16 protein-coding genes are annotated in these 15,047 nt (G+C 70.2%); all 16 read left to right on the forward strand.

What is annotated here, in order from left to right:
* Positions 1–3 precede the first annotated feature (3 nt).
* From fliF to fliS, 16 genes are read left to right on the forward strand one after another with little or no spacing between them, the layout of a single operon-like run.
* On the forward strand, positions 4–1,686 hold the full coding sequence (gene fliF, locus ACLBWH_RS16650; RefSeq protein ID WP_322848470.1) for a flagellar basal-body MS-ring/collar protein FliF: 1,683 nt from the start codon (positions 4–6) through the stop codon (positions 1,684–1,686).
* Entirely contained in the window at positions 1,683–2,705 is a 1,023-nt protein-coding gene (fliG, locus tag ACLBWH_RS16655; protein WP_416222386.1) for a flagellar motor switch protein FliG, read from the forward strand. The genes fliF and fliG overlap by 4 nt, the downstream gene beginning before the upstream one ends.
* Entirely contained in the window at positions 2,698–3,459 is a 762-nt protein-coding gene (locus tag ACLBWH_RS16660) for a FliH/SctL family protein (RefSeq protein ID WP_322848469.1), read from the forward strand. The genes fliG and ACLBWH_RS16660 overlap by 8 nt, the downstream gene beginning before the upstream one ends.
* Positions 3,453–4,781, forward strand: a complete 1,329-nt coding sequence (locus tag ACLBWH_RS16665) for a FliI/YscN family ATPase (RefSeq protein WP_322848468.1) — start codon at positions 3,453–3,455, stop codon at positions 4,779–4,781. The genes ACLBWH_RS16660 and ACLBWH_RS16665 overlap by 7 nt, the downstream gene beginning before the upstream one ends.
* Complete coding sequence (locus ACLBWH_RS16670) at positions 4,774–5,205, forward strand: hypothetical protein (RefSeq protein WP_447799960.1); 432 nt, start codon at positions 4,774–4,776, stop codon at positions 5,203–5,205. The genes ACLBWH_RS16665 and ACLBWH_RS16670 overlap by 8 nt, the downstream gene beginning before the upstream one ends.
* A gap of 35 nt (positions 5,206–5,240) precedes the next feature.
* Positions 5,241–7,802 (forward strand): flagellar hook-length control protein FliK, encoded by a 2,562-nt coding sequence (locus ACLBWH_RS16675; protein ID WP_447799961.1) that lies wholly within the window; start codon positions 5,241–5,243, stop codon positions 7,800–7,802.
* Positions 7,803–7,822: 20 nt separating this feature from the next.
* A complete protein-coding gene (locus tag ACLBWH_RS16680; RefSeq protein ID WP_447799963.1) occupies positions 7,823–8,440 on the forward strand; it encodes a flagellar basal body-associated FliL family protein in 618 nt (205 codons plus the stop codon).
* Between the two features lie 4 nt (positions 8,441–8,444).
* Positions 8,445–9,383 carry a flagellar motor switch protein FliM gene (locus ACLBWH_RS16685; RefSeq protein ID WP_322848464.1) on the forward strand — a complete coding sequence of 313 codons (939 nt, stop codon included), beginning with the start codon at positions 8,445–8,447 and terminating at the stop codon, positions 9,381–9,383.
* Positions 9,380–9,682, forward strand: a complete 303-nt coding sequence (gene fliN / locus ACLBWH_RS16690) for a flagellar motor switch protein FliN (protein WP_038664020.1) — start codon at positions 9,380–9,382, stop codon at positions 9,680–9,682. Before ACLBWH_RS16685 ends, fliN begins: the two co-directional genes overlap by 4 nt.
* 10 nt (positions 9,683–9,692) lie before the next feature.
* A complete protein-coding gene (locus ACLBWH_RS16695) occupies positions 9,693–9,947 on the forward strand; it encodes a flagellar biosynthetic protein FliO (RefSeq protein WP_038664023.1) in 255 nt (84 codons plus the stop codon).
* Positions 9,944–10,828, forward strand: a complete 885-nt coding sequence (fliP, locus tag ACLBWH_RS16700) for a flagellar type III secretion system pore protein FliP (RefSeq protein ID WP_447799964.1) — start codon at positions 9,944–9,946, stop codon at positions 10,826–10,828. The genes ACLBWH_RS16695 and fliP overlap by 4 nt, the downstream gene beginning before the upstream one ends.
* 11 nt (positions 10,829–10,839) lie before the next feature.
* On the forward strand, positions 10,840–11,109 hold the full coding sequence (gene fliQ, locus ACLBWH_RS16705; protein WP_037535176.1) for a flagellar biosynthesis protein FliQ: 270 nt from the start codon (positions 10,840–10,842) through the stop codon (positions 11,107–11,109).
* A 4-nt stretch (positions 11,110–11,113) separates the two neighbouring features.
* Positions 11,114–11,884, forward strand: a complete 771-nt coding sequence (fliR, locus tag ACLBWH_RS16710; protein ID WP_447799966.1) for a flagellar biosynthetic protein FliR — start codon at positions 11,114–11,116, stop codon at positions 11,882–11,884.
* Positions 11,884–13,023 (forward strand): flagellar type III secretion system protein FlhB, encoded by a 1,140-nt coding sequence (gene flhB / locus ACLBWH_RS16715; protein ID WP_447799968.1) that lies wholly within the window; start codon positions 11,884–11,886, stop codon positions 13,021–13,023. The genes fliR and flhB overlap by 1 nt, the downstream gene beginning before the upstream one ends.
* Positions 13,024–13,072: 49 nt before the next feature.
* On the forward strand, positions 13,073–14,575 hold the full coding sequence (gene fliD / locus ACLBWH_RS16720) for a flagellar filament capping protein FliD (RefSeq protein ID WP_447799970.1): 1,503 nt from the start codon (positions 13,073–13,075) through the stop codon (positions 14,573–14,575).
* Complete coding sequence (fliS, locus tag ACLBWH_RS16725; RefSeq protein ID WP_322848459.1) at positions 14,575–14,973, forward strand: flagellar export chaperone FliS; 399 nt, start codon at positions 14,575–14,577, stop codon at positions 14,971–14,973. Before fliD ends, fliS begins: the two co-directional genes overlap by 1 nt.
* Positions 14,974–15,047 lie beyond the last annotated feature (74 nt).

The following is a 15,047-nucleotide window of genomic DNA, read 5'->3' on the forward strand; positions in this document are numbered from 1 at the left end:
TCGATGAGCACTGCCCTCGCCCCCGCCTCGCCCTCGGCCCTGCCCGAGAAATTCGCCAACCCGCTGTTGCAGATCAAGGGCGTGCTCGCGCAGCCCGCGGTGCGGCGCAGCCTGCCGATGGCGATGCTCGTCGCGCTGATCGGCGCCGCCGCGCTCGCCTGGATGACCTTCGCCACGCCGACGCAGAAGACGCTGTTCACCGGCCTGACCGATGCCGACAAGCAGGCGGTGACCAGCGCGCTGACGCAGGCGAACATCGCCAGCCGCATCGACGACGGCACCGGTGCGCTGACCGTCGACGAGGACCAGTTCAGCAAGGCGCGGATGCTGCTCGCCGGCCAGGGCCTGCCCAAGCAGGCGCCGGGCGGCTATGCGATCCTCGATCAATTGCCGATGGGCGTCAGCCGCGCGGTCGAGGGCGAACGGCTGCGCCAGGCGCGCGAGACCGAACTCGCCCGCTCGATCGAGGATATCGACGCGGTCGCAGAAGCGCGCGTCCATCTCGCGATGCCCGAAGCATCGGTGTTCGTGCGCGACAATGCCGCGCCGTCGGCGTCGGTGGTCGTCAAATTGCAGGGCGGGCGTGCGCTCAGCCAGGCGCAGGTCCAGTCGATCGTCAACCTCGTCGCCTCGTCGGTGCCGGGGATGAAGCCCGAAAGCGTCACGATCGTCGACCAGATGGGCGCGCTGCTGTCCAAGCCCGGCGCCGGCGGCGTCGACGGCGACAGCGACGCGCGGCTGGAGATGCAGCGCAAGACCGAGGACAAGGTCCGCCAGCAGCTGGTGCAATTGCTCACCCCGCTGGTCGGCGCGGGCAATTTCACCGCCGAGGTGCAGGCCGACATCAACCTCGACCAGACGCAGGCGACGCGCGAGACCTATGACAAGGCGGGCACGCTGCGCGCCGAGACCGGCAATTGGGTCGGCAACCAGGCGAACGGTCCGGCGACGCCGGGCGGCATCCCCGGCGCGCTGTCCAACACGCCGCCGCCCGCCAGCCAGTTGCAGACGCCGCAGCCCGCCAACGGCGCGAGCGGTGCGCCCGCCGCGGCGCCGACGCCGGTCGCCGGTGGCCCCGCCCCCAATCCCAACAAGCAGAGCGACAGCTTCCAGCGCGCCTACGACCTCGGCAAGGAAGTGTCGGTGACGCGCCAGGCCCCCGGTTCGGTCAAGCGGCTGTCGGTCGCCGTGCTGCTGCGCGATCCCGACAAGACGCGGCGCACCGCGATGGAGATCGGCCAGATCACCGATCTGGTGAAGAGCGCGGTCGGTTTCGACCAGGCCCGCCAGGATCAGGTGACGGTGATCAGCCGCAAGTTCGCCGACGCCTCCGCCGACACCGGCGGCCCGGCCTGGTACGACAATGCCTGGCTGCCGGTGCTCGCGCGCAACGGCACCGCGATCCTGATCGCGCTGCTCGTCCTGCTGCTCGGCGTGCGCCCGCTCGCCAAGGGCCTGATGAAGAAGCGCGACGATGCGACGCCGGCGCTCGCCGGGCCGGGCGGTTCGCCGGGCGGCGGCGCCGAGAACGACGGCATCACCGTGCACGAGGCGGTCAGCCTCGACCGGCTCGAGGCGTCGCAGACGGTCGATGACCGGATCGGTGCGGTCCGCGGCTTCACCCGCGACAATCCGGCGCGCGCCGCGCTGGCGATCCGCGACATGATCAAGGCGGACGCCAAGTGACCACCGTCGCCCCCGCGCGCACCTACACCGGCGTCGAGCGCGCCGCGGTGCTGATGATGCTGGTCGGCGAGGACGAGGCCGCGGCCATCCTCCAGAAGCTCGACCCCGAGGAGGTGCGCCAGCTCGGCTCGGCGATGTTCGCGGTCGCCGACGTCTCCGAACAGGAGATGGAGGACGTGCTCGACGATTTCGTCGGCAAGGCGCGCGAGCGTACCGGCGTCACCTTCGAACCGCGCCCGCGGATCGAGGCGGTGATGAACCGCGCGCTCGGCGCGGAGAAGGCGGAGAGCGTGCTCGCCCGCATCACCCCGCCCGAGGCGGCGTGCGAACTCGAATTGCTCGACTGGCTCGACGCCAGCGAGATCGCGCAGATGATCGAGAAGGAGCATCCGCAGATCGCCGCGGTGATGATCGCCAATCTCGATCCCGCGGTCGGCGGCCAGGTGCTCGAACTGCTGCCCGATGCGGTGCAGCCCGACATTCTCCACCGCATCGCGCGGCTGGGGCCGATCAACGCCGATGCGATCGACACGCTGAAGACGGTGCTCGCCAACCGGCGCGGCGGCAGCGGCGGCGGCAGCTCGGCGAGCGGCCTGTCGCTGGGCGGCACGCGCGAGGCGGCGAAGATCCTGCAAGGCGCGCGCAAGGCGACCGAACAGCGGGTGCTGCCGAAATTGTTCAAGATCGACAAGGACGTCGCCAAGGCGATCGAGGAGGCGATGTTCGTCTTCGACAATCTGCTCGACATGGACGACAAGAATCTCGGGACGCTCATCCGCAACGTCGACGGCGACATCCTGTCGCGCGCGCTCAAGGGCGTCGACGAGACGGCGCGCAACCGCTTCCTCGGCTGCATGTCGGCGCGCGCCGCCGACGGCATCCGCGACGAGATGGAGGCGCGCGGGCCGATGAAGCTCGCCGAGGTGCTGGAGGCGCAGAAGGCGATGATCGGCATCGCCCGCAACCTCGCCAAGGACGGCACGATCATGATGGGCGCAGGCGACGACGATTATGTCTGACTTCGTCGCGGGTTTCGCCGCACGCCACGACACCGCCGCGCATCTGTTGCAGGCCGCCTTCGCACCGCCCGCCGGCTTCTCGCCGCGCGAGATGTGGGCGACGCTGGAGCGGACGATGGGTGGCGGCGCCGCCGCCGCGCCGGCATCCGAGCCGCGCAGTGGCCCGCGCCATTTCAGCCCCGCCGACCCCGGCGGCGACAAGCCGACGCGCGGCTGGGACCCGCTCGACACCGAGGCGGAGCCGAGCGGCTTCATCGATCCGGTCGAAACCGCGCATGCCGCCGGCTATGCCGAGGGCCTCGCCGCCGCCGCCGCCGCCGCGCGCGCCACCGGCGACCGCGACCGGGCGCTGCTCACCCAGCTCGCCGCGGCGCTCGCCAACGGCCACCAGCTCGATCGCGACCATATCGCCGGGCAGTTGCGCCAGACGGTGCTGCTGCTGGTCAACAAACTGGTCGGCGAATGCGGCGTCGCACCCGCGGTGCTCAACGCGCGGATCGAGGCGGCGGCGGAGCTGCTGGCGGAGGCCGGTGAATCGGCGCTGTTGCGGCTCCATCCCGACGACCTGCCGCTGGTCGAGGGGTCGCTGCCCAAGACGATCTTCGCCGCCGGCGACGCCTCGCTGACGCGCGGCAGCTTCGTGCTCGAAAGCGCCTCGACGCTGGTCGAGGACGGCCCCGAATTGTGGCTCGGCCAGCTCGCCGAGGCGATCGACCGCGTGCCCGTACCGCCGCTGGAGGCGCGCGCGTGTTGAACCGCTTTACCGCCGATTATCTCGAAACGCTCGCCGCCGCCGACTTCCGTCCGACGCCCAAGGTGTCGGGTCGATTGTCGTCCTACGACGGGCTGCTGATGGAAGCGATCGGGCTGTCGCTCCCCGTCGGCACGATCTGCGAGATCGGCGGTCATGGTGACGCCAAGGTCGAGGCGGAGGTGATCGGCTTCCGCAACGGGCGGACGCTGCTGATGAACCTCGGCGGCCCCGCGGCCTTGCTGCCGCGCGCGCCGGTGCGCCCGATCGGCTCGCCCGGCGAGGCCGAGGTGGGTGCGGCGCTGCTCGGCCGCGTCGTCGACGGCGCCGGGCGACCGATCGACGGGCTCGGCCCGATCCGCGGCGCGGGAACATGGCCGCTCGCCGGCAAGCTGCAATCGCCGCTCGACCGTGGCCGCGTGCTCGAACCGATGGACGTCGGCGTGCGTGCGATCAACGGGCTGCTCACCATCGGCCAGGGCCAGCGCGTCGGCATCATGGCCGGCTCGGGCGTCGGCAAGTCGGTGCTGCTCGGCATGATGGTCCGCGCCGCGCAGGCGGACGTGATCGTCATCGGCCTGATCGGCGAGCGCAGCCGCGAGGTCGCCGACTTCCTCGAAACCAAGGTCGCCGGTGCGGCGCGCCAGCGCTCGGTCGTCGTCGCGGTGCCCGCCAACCATTCGCCGGTGCTGCGCATCCGCGGCGCGCTGCGCGCCACCGCGATCGCCGAAGCCTTCCGCAACGAGGGCAAGAAGGTGCTGCTGATCATGGACAGCCTCACCCGCGTCGCGCATGCCGGCCGCGAGATCGGGCTGGCGCTCGGCGAGCCCGCCTCCGCGCGCGGCTATCCGCCGTCGGCGATCGCGATGCTGCCCAACCTCATCGAACGCGCCGGCACCGACGTGCGCACCGGCGGCTCGATCACCGCGATCTACACCGTGCTCGCCGACGGCGACGACGGCAACGATCCGGTGGTCGATTCGGCGCGCTCGATCCTCGACGGGCATATCGTGCTCAACCGCCATCTCGCCGAGCGCGGGGTCTATCCGGCGATCGACATCGGCCCCTCGGTCAGCCGCGTGATGACCGACATCGCGCATGCCGACCACGTCCATGCCGCGCGCGTGCTGCGCCGCCATCTCGCGACCTATGAGGAGAATCGCGATCTGGTGCTGATGGGCGCGTATCGCCCCGGCGCCGATCCGGCGATCGACGCGGCGATCGCCGCGCATCCGGCGGTGATGGAATATATCAAACAGGGATCGGACGAGATCGTCTCGCTGGGCGATGCGATCGGCGAGCTGACCGGCGTGTTCGGTGCCTGACGCCAGGAAGCTTGCGCGCATCCATCGCGTGCGCACGCTCCAGCTCGGCCTGACCCGCGCCGACGAGGTGCGCGCGCACGAGAAGTTCGCCAGCGAGGAGCATCTCGCCCGCCGCATCCAGGCGCTCGCCGATGCGGTGTCGCCGACGCCGGACACGCATGCCAGCGCGGCGGCGATGGGCGCGCAGGCGCATTTCCGCGACCGGCTGCACCAATCGTCCGCAGCGGCGCAGGCGCGGCTCCAGTCCGCCGAGGCGTTCGTCAACCGCGCCGCTGAGGCGACCCGTTCCGCCAAGCGCGACCAAAGCGCGATCGAGAAACTGCTCGACCGCGCCCGCCGCGCCGCCGCGGTCGCCGAGATGCGCACGCTGGAGGAAACGCCGCCCGTTTCGCCGCTGAAGGCAAAACGGCACGATCCTTGCTGATCGCAGCGGGACACCCTCTCGACGAGATTGCCCCGATGATCACTCCCGCCACTGCCGTCGCCACGATCGCCCCCGGCCTGCCGGGCAAGGGCGCGTCGCCGGCCGGCGGCGAGATGTTCGCGCTGTCGATGCTGGCGGTGGGCGGCGAGGCGGATGTGGTGCCCCTTGCTGCCGCCCCGCCGGCTGCCACCCCCGCGGCCATGACCGCACCCATCACGCCGATCGACATCGGCCGGCAAGGCCTTGCCGCTCCCGGCATGCCGCTGCCGACTGCCACGGTGACGGCGCGGGTCGATCCCGCGCTCGCGTGGCTGGCGGCGGTCGACATTCCCGTACCCGCGCCGCTCGACGTGCCGCCGGCGCTCGCCGCGATGCCGGTGGCAGAGGCGGTGCCGGTGGCGGTGGCGACGCCGCGCAGCTTCCGGCCGGTGGCGAGCAACTCCGCTTCGGTGGTGGCGCTTGCGGCGACGGTGCCCGCTACGGACGTCGCGACCGCTGATCCGCTGCCGGTCGCAGCCGCACCGGCGGCGCCGGCAACGCCCGAGATCACGTCACAGCAGTCCGACGCGGCCGCACGTCCTGCCGCCAAGACCGTCGAACGTCGGGCGACGCCGGCTGCCGCACCGTCGCCCGATCCGGCACCGGTGGTCGCAACCGTTCCGGCGGCGACATCGATCGCTTCGCAAGCCGGCGACGCCCCGCAAACCGCGTCGGTCGCAGATGCCGTCGTCGTCACACCCGATGCGCCGACGAAACGCGCCGCCGGCAAGGCCGAGGCGCCGGTGCGCGGCACACGCACGGCCACACCGCGTGTAGCCGATCCCGCCATGCCAGCGTCGTTCCAACAAGACGAGGCACCCGTCACCCCCAGCGATCAGAGCGACGAGGCCGCCGTCCCGGTAGCCATCGACACGCCGGCGTTGCCGCAACCGTACGCCGCGGTGATCGCCCAGGCCGCCCCGACGCCGGCGCCCACGCCGACGCCGGTCGTCTCGGAACAGCCGCAACAGGTCCGTCACGTCGCGGTGGCCACCAAGACGGCGGTTCCCGCCCCGATCGCTCCGCCGTCGGTGGCGCAGCCCACGGCACCGACCGCCACACAGCCACCGCGAGCGGATGCTTCCGCGGCCGTGACCACGCCGGCGCGCGCGCCCGAACCGACGCCGCCGGCGGTCGCACGGACGCCGCCGGCGGTCGCACGGACGCCCGCCGCGCCGACGCTCCTGCCGGACCAATTCCAGCCCTCGCCGGCCACGCCGAAGCCATCGGACGACGCCGCTCCGGTCGCGCCGCGCATCGCCGATACCGCACAGCCTCCGATGCCCGCGGCGCCCGCAGCGGCCGCGCCGGTCGTGGCCGAGGCGGTCGCCACCGCCGCCGCGCCGGTGCAGATCGCCCGATCGCAGCCCGTCAGCAACGCAAGCGCCGGTCCGGCGACAACGCGGGTCCGCTCGGCGCAGCGCCAGACGACGACGCCGATCGTCTCCGCGCCATCTGCCGCGCCTGTCCCGCCGCCAGTGCTGGACCGGGCCCCGCCTGCCGTCATCGGCGATCGTCCGGCAGTCGCGGCCGCCGATGCGCCGCTCGCACCGGCCCCCGCCCCCGCGAGCGCGCCGCAGCCGATCACCATCGCCGTGCCGGTCCCCACCGCGACCACACCGGCAGAGGCCACACCGGTCACCCCCGCTACGCAGCCGGCGGTCGCCGCGCCGATGCCCGCAACCGTGACAGCGCCTGCCCCCGCCACACCCCCCGTCATCGCGGCGGTAGCGCCGGTCGCGGTCGCCGCCGCGCCCGTGATCGCCGCCCCCGCGCCCGCCACCCCGGTGCCGCAGCCGCGCGCGTTCGTGCGGGAGGTCGGCGGCACGACGCGCCAGACGGTCGCGTTGCGGCCGCAGGCGGCGGCGTTGCCGCAGGCGCCCGCGGGAACGACCGCACCGGCCTCGCAGGTGTTCGGTGCCGCGATCCACGCCGCCGCCGGTGCCGACGAGCGCCGCGCCGCCGAGCCGGCCGAGCTGGCGCCGACCGCGACGCCCACGCTCGCGCCCGTCGCCGGCAGCAGCGCCGTCGTGGATCCGCAACCGACGCTCGACCTGCGCCAGAACGGCTGGCCGGCGGCGATGATCGACCATATCGAGACGCTGCGCGACGCCGCCAATGCCACCGACACGCGCATCCGCCTCGTCCCCGACGCGCTCGGCGTGATCGACATCGCGGTGAAGACGGTCGGCGATGCGATCCACGTCCGCTTCGCCGCCGCCGACGCGACGACGCGCACGCTGATCGAGGATGCCCAGCCCCGCCTCGCCGCGATCGCCGAGGAACGCGGCCTCCGCATCGGCCAGACCGTCGTCGAGGCGGCACCGGCCGGCCAGACCAACACCGGCCAGTCGCAAACCCAGTCACAGGGCCAGTCGCAGGGCCAGCCCTCCGGCCAGGCGTCGGCGCAGACCGCCAGCGGCCAGCCGCAACCCAATCAGGCGCAGACCGGCCAACAACAGCCGCGCCAGAACCAGACCTCCGCGCGCCAGCCGGCCTCGCCGGCCCGGGCGCCCTCCCCCGAAACCGACGCCGCCGCCGATGGCCGCGTCGCCTGACTTCCTGAGGATATGAGACGATGAGCGACAAACCCGAAGACGCCCCCAAGAAGAAGAAGGGCGGTATGAAGAAGATCGTGATCATGGTGGTCGCGCTGGTCGTCCTGGTGGGCGGCGGCGTCGGCGCGGGCGTCTATGCGGCGAGCAGCGGCCTGATCGGCGGCGGCCATGCCGCGGCGCCCGAGGAGCACGGCCCCAAGCTGATCCCAAAAGCCGAACAGAAGCGCCCCGCCGCGGGCGGCGAAGGCGGCGAGGGGCATGGCGGCGAGGCGGCGGCGAGCGGCGGCAAGCACACGCCCTCGGGCGGCGACGGCGACAAATACGCCTCCAATTACTACGCGATGGACCCGCAGTTCACCTCGAACCTGCAGGATTCGGTGCACGTCATCCAGGTCGGCATCGCCGTCTCCACCCCCTATGACGATACAGTCATCGAAAATCTGAAGACCAACGACATCGCGATCCGTTCGGCGGTGCTGCTCACCCTCGGCGACACGCCCGAGGAGCAGGTGTTCAGCTCCGCCGGCAAGCAGCAGATGCAGCAGCGCATCGCCAAGGCGATCAACACGACTCTCGAACAAAAAGAAGGATTCGGCGGCATCAGTAACGTCTACTTTACCAATTTCGTTGTTCAGTGAGCCCATGGTTAATGCCGCAGAAACCTCCGAACGACGGGCAAGGGAACGCCGCCCCGCCGCGCATGCGGCGCGGCTCGGCGAGACCAAGCTCAATCCGTTCGGCGACCTGCACACGCTGCAGCATCTGTCCGCGCGGCTCGCGCGGGCGTTGCGCGGCGTGTTCGAGCCGCTGTTGCGGCGCGAGGTGCGCGCCTGGGCCGAGCCGCTCGTCGTCCAGCGTTTCGGCGACTATCGCACGGAGCGTGCCGACGGGCTGACCGCGTGGCTGCCGCTGATCATGTCGCCGCAGGGCGCGACCGGCCTGTGCGTGCTCGACGGCGTGTTCGTGCTCGAGATGCTCGACCTGTTCTTCGGCGGCACCGGCGCCGCGCCCGCGGTGGTGCCGGCCGAATTCTCGCCCGCCGCCGAGGCGATCGTCGGCAAGATCGGCGCCGCGATCGCCGGCCCGCTCCGCTCCGCCTGGGAGCCGCTGGCGCGGATGGACTTCACCCCGACGCGGGTCGAGATCAACCCGGCGATGCTCGCCACCGATACCGACGATGCGATGATCGTCACGCGCTTCGGCCTCGCCGCGGGCGACGACAAGCCGGTGTTCATCGACCTGCTCTACCCGGTGACCGCGCTCAAGCCGCACGCGCCGACGCTGACCGGCAAGGTGCTCGACAAGCAGGAGGCGGACCCCGCCTGGCGCACGTCGCTGACCCGCGCCGCGATGAACGTCCGCTTCCCGATCCGCTCGGTGCTCGCCGAGCCGGTGGTGCCGCTGTCGATGCTGATGAACCTCAAGCCGGGCGACGTGATCCCGATCAGCTTCGGCCCGGAAGTGCCGGTGATGGTCGGCAGCGACTGCCTGGGCAAGGGCACCGTCGGCACCTCGAACGGCCACGCCGCCGTCCGCCTTACCTCCATTGCCCGATTCGACGACGAAGGACCTGACGCATGAACGATATGACCGGCGGCTTCCCGCTCGATGCGGGGGTGGCCGCCAATTTCCGGCTGCTCCAGGACGTCGATGTCAAGCTGACCGTGGAGATCGGCTCCACCCAGCTCACGCTGCGCGAATTGCTCGCCTTGGGCGAATCGAGCGTGATCGAGCTCGACCGGCAGGCGAACGAACTGCTCGACGTCTTCGTCAACGGCACATTGATCGGCCGCGGCGAGGTCGTCACCGTCGGCGACCGTTTCGGCGTGCGGATGACCGAACTGGTCACCCCCGACAAATCCGCTCCCTCGCGCGGCTGAAGGCAGACTTATGCTCTGGTCCTATATCCTCAAGCTCGTCATCCTGCTGCCGCTGGTCTGCGGCCTGATGATCGGCTGCCTCTACGCCTGGCGCAAGCTCGAGACGCGGATGCCCGGCAAGGCGCCCAACCGGCTCATCGCGATCAAGGAAACGATGATGATCTCGCCGGGCCTGCGGCTCGCGGTGCTCGATTTCGAAGGCAAGCGGCTGCTCGTCTCGGTCGGCCGCGGCGGCGTCACGCTGATCGACAAGGTGGACCAGTGAGCATCACCGTCACCCGCAACGGCCATGGGCCAGCGCTGATCCGGCCCGCGCGCGCGTCGCGCCGCGGTGGCCGCGACCGTGCGCACAAATGGCTGTGGGCGATCCTCGCGATCGTGCTCGCGCTGCTGATCGCGATGCCCGCCTTCGCGCAAGGCGCACCCGCCGCGCCGGCGCCCGGTGTCGGCGACGCGGTCGACCGCGCGCTGGGGCAATTGAGTTCGGGCGCCGCCTCGGGCGGTACGCAGTCGGCGCCGCTGTCGCTGTCGCTCCAGGTCCTCATCATCATGGGCCTGCTGACGATCCTGCCCGGCATCCTGCTGATGATGACCAGCTTCACCCGCATCGTCATCGTCCTCGCGGTGCTGCGCCAGGCGCTGGGGCTGCAACAGACGCCGCCCAATCAGGTGCTGATCGGGCTCGCCCTGTTCCTGTCGCTGTTCATCATGGCACCGACGATCAGCCAGATGAACACGCAGGCGATCCAGCCTTATGCCGCCGGCCAGCTCGCCGGCACGCAGATGATCGAACGCGCCGGCGCACCGCTCCACGCCTTCATGGTCAAGCAGACGCGGATCAAGGACGTCACGATGTTCGCCGACATGGCGAAATCTGGCCCCTATGCCTCGCCCACCGACATTCCCTTCGCCGTGCTGCTCCCCGCCTTCGTCACCTCGGAGCTGAAGACAGCGTTCCAGATCGGCTTCCTGATGTTCCTGCCGTTCATCGTCATCGACCTTGTCGTCGCGACGGTGCTGATGGCGCTCGGCATGGCGATGCTGTCGCCGACGATCATCTCGCTGCCGTTCAAATTGCTGCTGTTCGTGCTCGTCGACGGCTGGGCGTTGACGATGGGCAGTCTCGCCAATTCGTTCGCGACCTGAGGAGCGCAGCCATGGACGCAGATTATTTCCTCACCGTCGCCAACCAGACGATGTGGGTGCTGGCGCTGGCCAGCGCGCCGATCCTGATCCCGGCGCTGCTCGCCGGGCTGATCCTCGGCATGATCCAGGCGGCGACGTCGATCAACGAACAGACGTTGAGCTTCGTGCCCAAGCTGCTCGTCGTCGCTTTCTCGATCATGATCTTCGGCAGCCTGATCCTCGGCCTGCTCACCGATTTCACCGTCGGCATGTTCGAGCGCATTCCGGATCTGGTGAAGTAGGTCGATGCTCGGCTTCGGCCTCGCGATCGAGCCCAAACTCTGGGCGTTGATGTTCGTCATGGTGCGGATCGGGGCGGCGTTCATCGTCGCGCCGGTATTTGGCGCGGTGGCGATCCCCTTGCCGGTGCGCGTCGGCCTGTCCGGCGCGATCGGCATCTTCGTGCTCGCCGTCCACCCGATCGTGCCGCCCGCGCAGATCTTCGCGGTCGCGACCTTCCTCGCGATCTTCGCCGAGGCTCTGGTCGGCTCGGCGATCGGCTTCATCCTCCAGATCGCCTTTGCCGCGCCGATGATCGCGTCGGAGATCATCGGCGGTTCGATGGGGATCGGCTTCGCCTCGTCGGTCGATCCGCAGAACGGCCGTTCGACGCCGGCACTCGGCCAGTTCTTCAGCGTGATGCTGACCTTGCTGTTCCTGTCCGTCGACGGCCATCTCGTCCTCGTCGAACTGCTGGTGAAGAGCTATGAGACGATGCCGCCGGGCACCTGGATCGCGCCCGACCGGCTCAAGCAGATCGCGTTTTTCGGCGGCTATGCCTTCCTGGCCGGGCTGCTGCTCGCGCTGCCGGTCGGCTTCCTGCTGCTCTGCCTCAACATCATCGTCGGCATGGTCAGCCGTGCCGCGCCGGCGCTCAACCTGTTCTCGGTCGGCATGCCCGCCAGCCTCGCGGTCGGCGTGATCGCGCTCGCCGTCGCCTTCCCGGCGATGGGCGATTATATGCTCGTCATCGTCCGCGAGGGCCTCGCCGCGACGCAAGCGCTGGTGAACGGCTGATGTCGGAGGGTGGCGACAAGACGGAAGCCCCAACCGCCAAGCGCAAGCAAAAGGCGGCCGAAGACGGCAACATCCTCAAGTCGAAGGATTTCGCCACCGCGCTGGTGGTGATGGCGGGCGTCGCCTGGCTGATCTTCGCCGGCCCCTCGCTGCTCGCCGCCTGCAAGGCGGTGATGGCGGCGAGCTTCCAGTTCGACCGAGCCGACGTCGAGGATTTCTCGCCGTGGCGGCCGTTGCAGGAGGCGGGGCTCAAGCTGTTGCCCTCGCTCATCACCTTGTTCGCGGTCAGCGTGATCGCGACGATCGTCAGCTCGGCGGGCCTCGGCTCGCTGACCTGGAACAACAAGCTGATGGCCTTCAAGGGCAATCGCATCAACCCCGCCTCCGGCCTCAAGCGGATCATCGGGCCGCAGGGGTGGATCGAGCTCGGCAAGTCGCTGCTCAAGGTCGTGCTGCTCAGCGTGATCGGCGGCTATATGCTGTGGAAATCGAGCCGGGCGACGCTCGGCCTCACCTCGTCGAGTCTCGGCGATGCGGTGAGCGAGCTGGGCGGCACCTTCACCGGCATCATGATCGCGATGGCCGGCGGCCTGTTCGCGATCGCGCTGTTCGACGTGCCGGTGCAGATCATGCAGCTGCTGAGCAAGCTGCGCATGACCAAACAGGAAGTGCGCGACGAGCATAAGGAAACCGAGGGCTCGCCGGAGGCGAAGGGGCATCAGCGCGCGATGCAGCGCGCGATGGCGACCGGCGGCGTGCGCAAGGCGGTGGCGGAGGCGCATGTCGTGCTGACCAATCCGACCCATTTCGCGGTCGCGCTGCGCTACGATCGCGGGCAGGACCAGGTGCCGGTGGTCGTCGCCAAGGGCCGCGGCGCGATCGCGCTGGCGATCCGCGAAGCGGCGGGCGAAATGCGCGTGCCGGTGCTCGAATATCCGCTGCTCGCCCGCGCGGTCTATTACACCAGCCGCGAAGGGCAGGAAGTACGCGACGATTTGTACGTCGCGATCGCCACCGTCCTCGCCTTCGTCTTCAACGTCAACGCCGCGGCGGGCGGCGTCGTCCAGCCGCCGATCGACGTGCCCGAAGGCGCCCGCTTCGACGAACACGGCATCAAGATAGCGCCAAGGAAACCCTAAAATCCCGGCGGCTGCGGTCGTTAACAGGAATGAAGCGCGGAGTGCGACGATGACCACCACGACTGCCACGACCAGCACGCCGACGCCGACGCCCACCCCGGCGGCGACCACCGGCGCGGGCGTCACCAAGAATGCCGCGCAGCAGGTGCTGACCTCGCTCAACACCGGATCGGGCGTCGATACGGGCTCGCTGGTGACGGCGCTGGTGCAGGCGCAATTCGCCGCCAAGAACGCCGCGATCGCCAGCCGCAACACCGCGCTCACCGCGCAGATCTCGGCGGCGAGCACCCTCAAGAGCACGATCGCCAATTTCTCGACCGCGCTCGGCTCGCTGAGCGGCAACGGCACGTTGCAGACGCAGCCGGTCAGTTCCAATCCGACCGCACTCGGCGCTACCGCGATCAGCGGCGGCAAGGTCGGCAACCTCAGCTCCAGCATCACCGTCACCGCGCTCGCCTCGGCGCAGGGTGCGCGCTCCGCCGCGGTCGCCGACCGCAGCGCGACGATCGCTACCGGTACGCTGACGCTCAAGCTCGGCACCGCGACCTACAATGCCGCCGGCACCGCGATGACCGATTTCACCGCGACCAGCGGGTCGGCGGTGTCGATCAACGTCACCGACGGCAGCCTCGACGGCATCGCCAGCGCGATCAACGCGGCCAAGGCGGGCGTCACCGCCAGCGTCATCACCGATGCCGACGGCAAGGCGGTGCTGTCGCTGAAGGGGACCACCGGGACCAACCAGGCGTTCACGCTCCAGGCCGACGATGCCAACAGCAAGCTCAGCCAGTTCAACGTCGCACCCGGCGCCGCGACGACGCTGACCGGCACCGCCGCCAACGCCAGGCTGACCGTCGACGGCGTCGACGTGCAGCGCAGCAGCAACACCGTCACCGACCTCGTCAGCGGCGTGAAGCTGCAGCTCAACGCGGTGTCGAACGGCCCGGTGGCGCTGTCGAGCACCCGCCCGACCAGCGCGATCGCGCAGGCGGTCAGCGATTTCGTCGACACCTACAACCAAGTCTTTGCGAGCGCGAAGGGCGTGACCGACGCGGGCACCGGCGACCTCAAACAGGATACCGCCGCCAAGACGCTGCTGCGCTCGCTCCAGTCGCTGACCACCAAGTCGCTGGTATCCACCGGCAACGGCAATGCGCCCACGACGCTCGCGCAGCTCGGCGTCTCGACCAACCGCGACGGCACGCTGAGCGTCAACACCGCGACGCTGAACAAGGCCATGGCGGCCTATCCCGACGAGGTCGAGGCGATGTTCGCGACGACCTCGGGCAATGCGCTGGGCCTGGCGAGCACGTTGAGCGGCATCTCGCTGGCGGCGGCGAGCAGCATCACCGGGCTGGGCGCATCGACCGCGCGCTACACCAAGGCGCAGGGCGCGCTGACCGACGAACAGGCGAAGATCACGACGCTGTCGGATGCGATGTCGACCCGGCTGACGCAGCAATTCTCGACGATGAACAGCAAAGTCGCCGCCTACAAATCGACCCAGACGTTCCTCGAAAACCAGATCAAGGCTTGGAATTCGGACAAGTAATGGCCTACGCGACCACACTTCGGGGCGATCCCTACGCCACCTATCGCCAGATCGACGTCGTCGGCCGTACCGCCGATGCGCAAGGCCCCGGCCTCGTGCAATTGCTGTACGAGGAACTGGTGTCGGCGCTGCGCGCGGCGGCCTGGGCGGTCGAGCACAACCAGCTGCGCACCAAGAGCGAGCGCGTGACCCGCGCGACCGCGATCCTGTTCGCACTCGAATCGGGCCTCGATTTCGAGCGCGGCGGCGAGGTGTCGACCACGCTGGCGCGGCTGTACGCGGGCATCCGGCAGACGGTGATCCACGCCTCGGTCGGCTACGACCCCACCCCGTTCCGTGAAGCGGCGAGCAGCCTCAGCGAGATCGCCGAAGCCTGGCGCACCGCGCGCGCGGCGTAAGCTAAGCTCCTCCCCTTCCAGGGACGGTGCGACAAAGAGGTGCGATCACGCCCGCCAAGGTATCGTCACCCCGG

The organism is Sphingomonas sp. M6A6_1c, assembly GCF_053345135.1.

Bases quoted from the DNA above. Each gene is read 5' to 3' on its own strand.
- ACLBWH_RS16680 (WP_447799963.1), top strand. From the start codon at position 7,823: ATGAGCGACAAACCCGAAGACGCCCCCAAGAAGAAGAAGGGCGGTATG.
- ACLBWH_RS16675 (WP_447799961.1), top strand. From the start codon at position 5,241: ATGATCACTCCCGCCACTGCCGTCGCCACGATCGCCCCCGGCCTGCCG.
- ACLBWH_RS16685 (WP_322848464.1), top strand. From the start codon at position 8,445: ATGGTTAATGCCGCAGAAACCTCCGAACGACGGGCAAGGGAACGCCGC.
- fliR (WP_447799966.1), top strand. From the start codon at position 11,114: ATGCTCGGCTTCGGCCTCGCGATCGAGCCCAAACTCTGGGCGTTGATG.
- fliN (WP_038664020.1), top strand. From the start codon at position 9,380: ATGAACGATATGACCGGCGGCTTCCCGCTCGATGCGGGGGTGGCCGCC.
- fliF (WP_322848470.1), top strand. From the start codon at position 4: ATGAGCACTGCCCTCGCCCCCGCCTCGCCCTCGGCCCTGCCCGAGAAA.
- fliD (WP_447799970.1), top strand. From the start codon at position 13,073: ATGACCACCACGACTGCCACGACCAGCACGCCGACGCCGACGCCCACC.
- ACLBWH_RS16695 (WP_038664023.1), top strand. From the start codon at position 9,693: ATGCTCTGGTCCTATATCCTCAAGCTCGTCATCCTGCTGCCGCTGGTC.
- ACLBWH_RS16660 (WP_322848469.1), top strand. From the start codon at position 2,698: ATGTCTGACTTCGTCGCGGGTTTCGCCGCACGCCACGACACCGCCGCG.
- fliQ (WP_037535176.1), top strand. From the start codon at position 10,840: ATGGACGCAGATTATTTCCTCACCGTCGCCAACCAGACGATGTGGGTG.
- flhB (WP_447799968.1), top strand. From the start codon at position 11,884: ATGTCGGAGGGTGGCGACAAGACGGAAGCCCCAACCGCCAAGCGCAAG.
- fliS (WP_322848459.1), top strand. From the start codon at position 14,575: ATGGCCTACGCGACCACACTTCGGGGCGATCCCTACGCCACCTATCGC.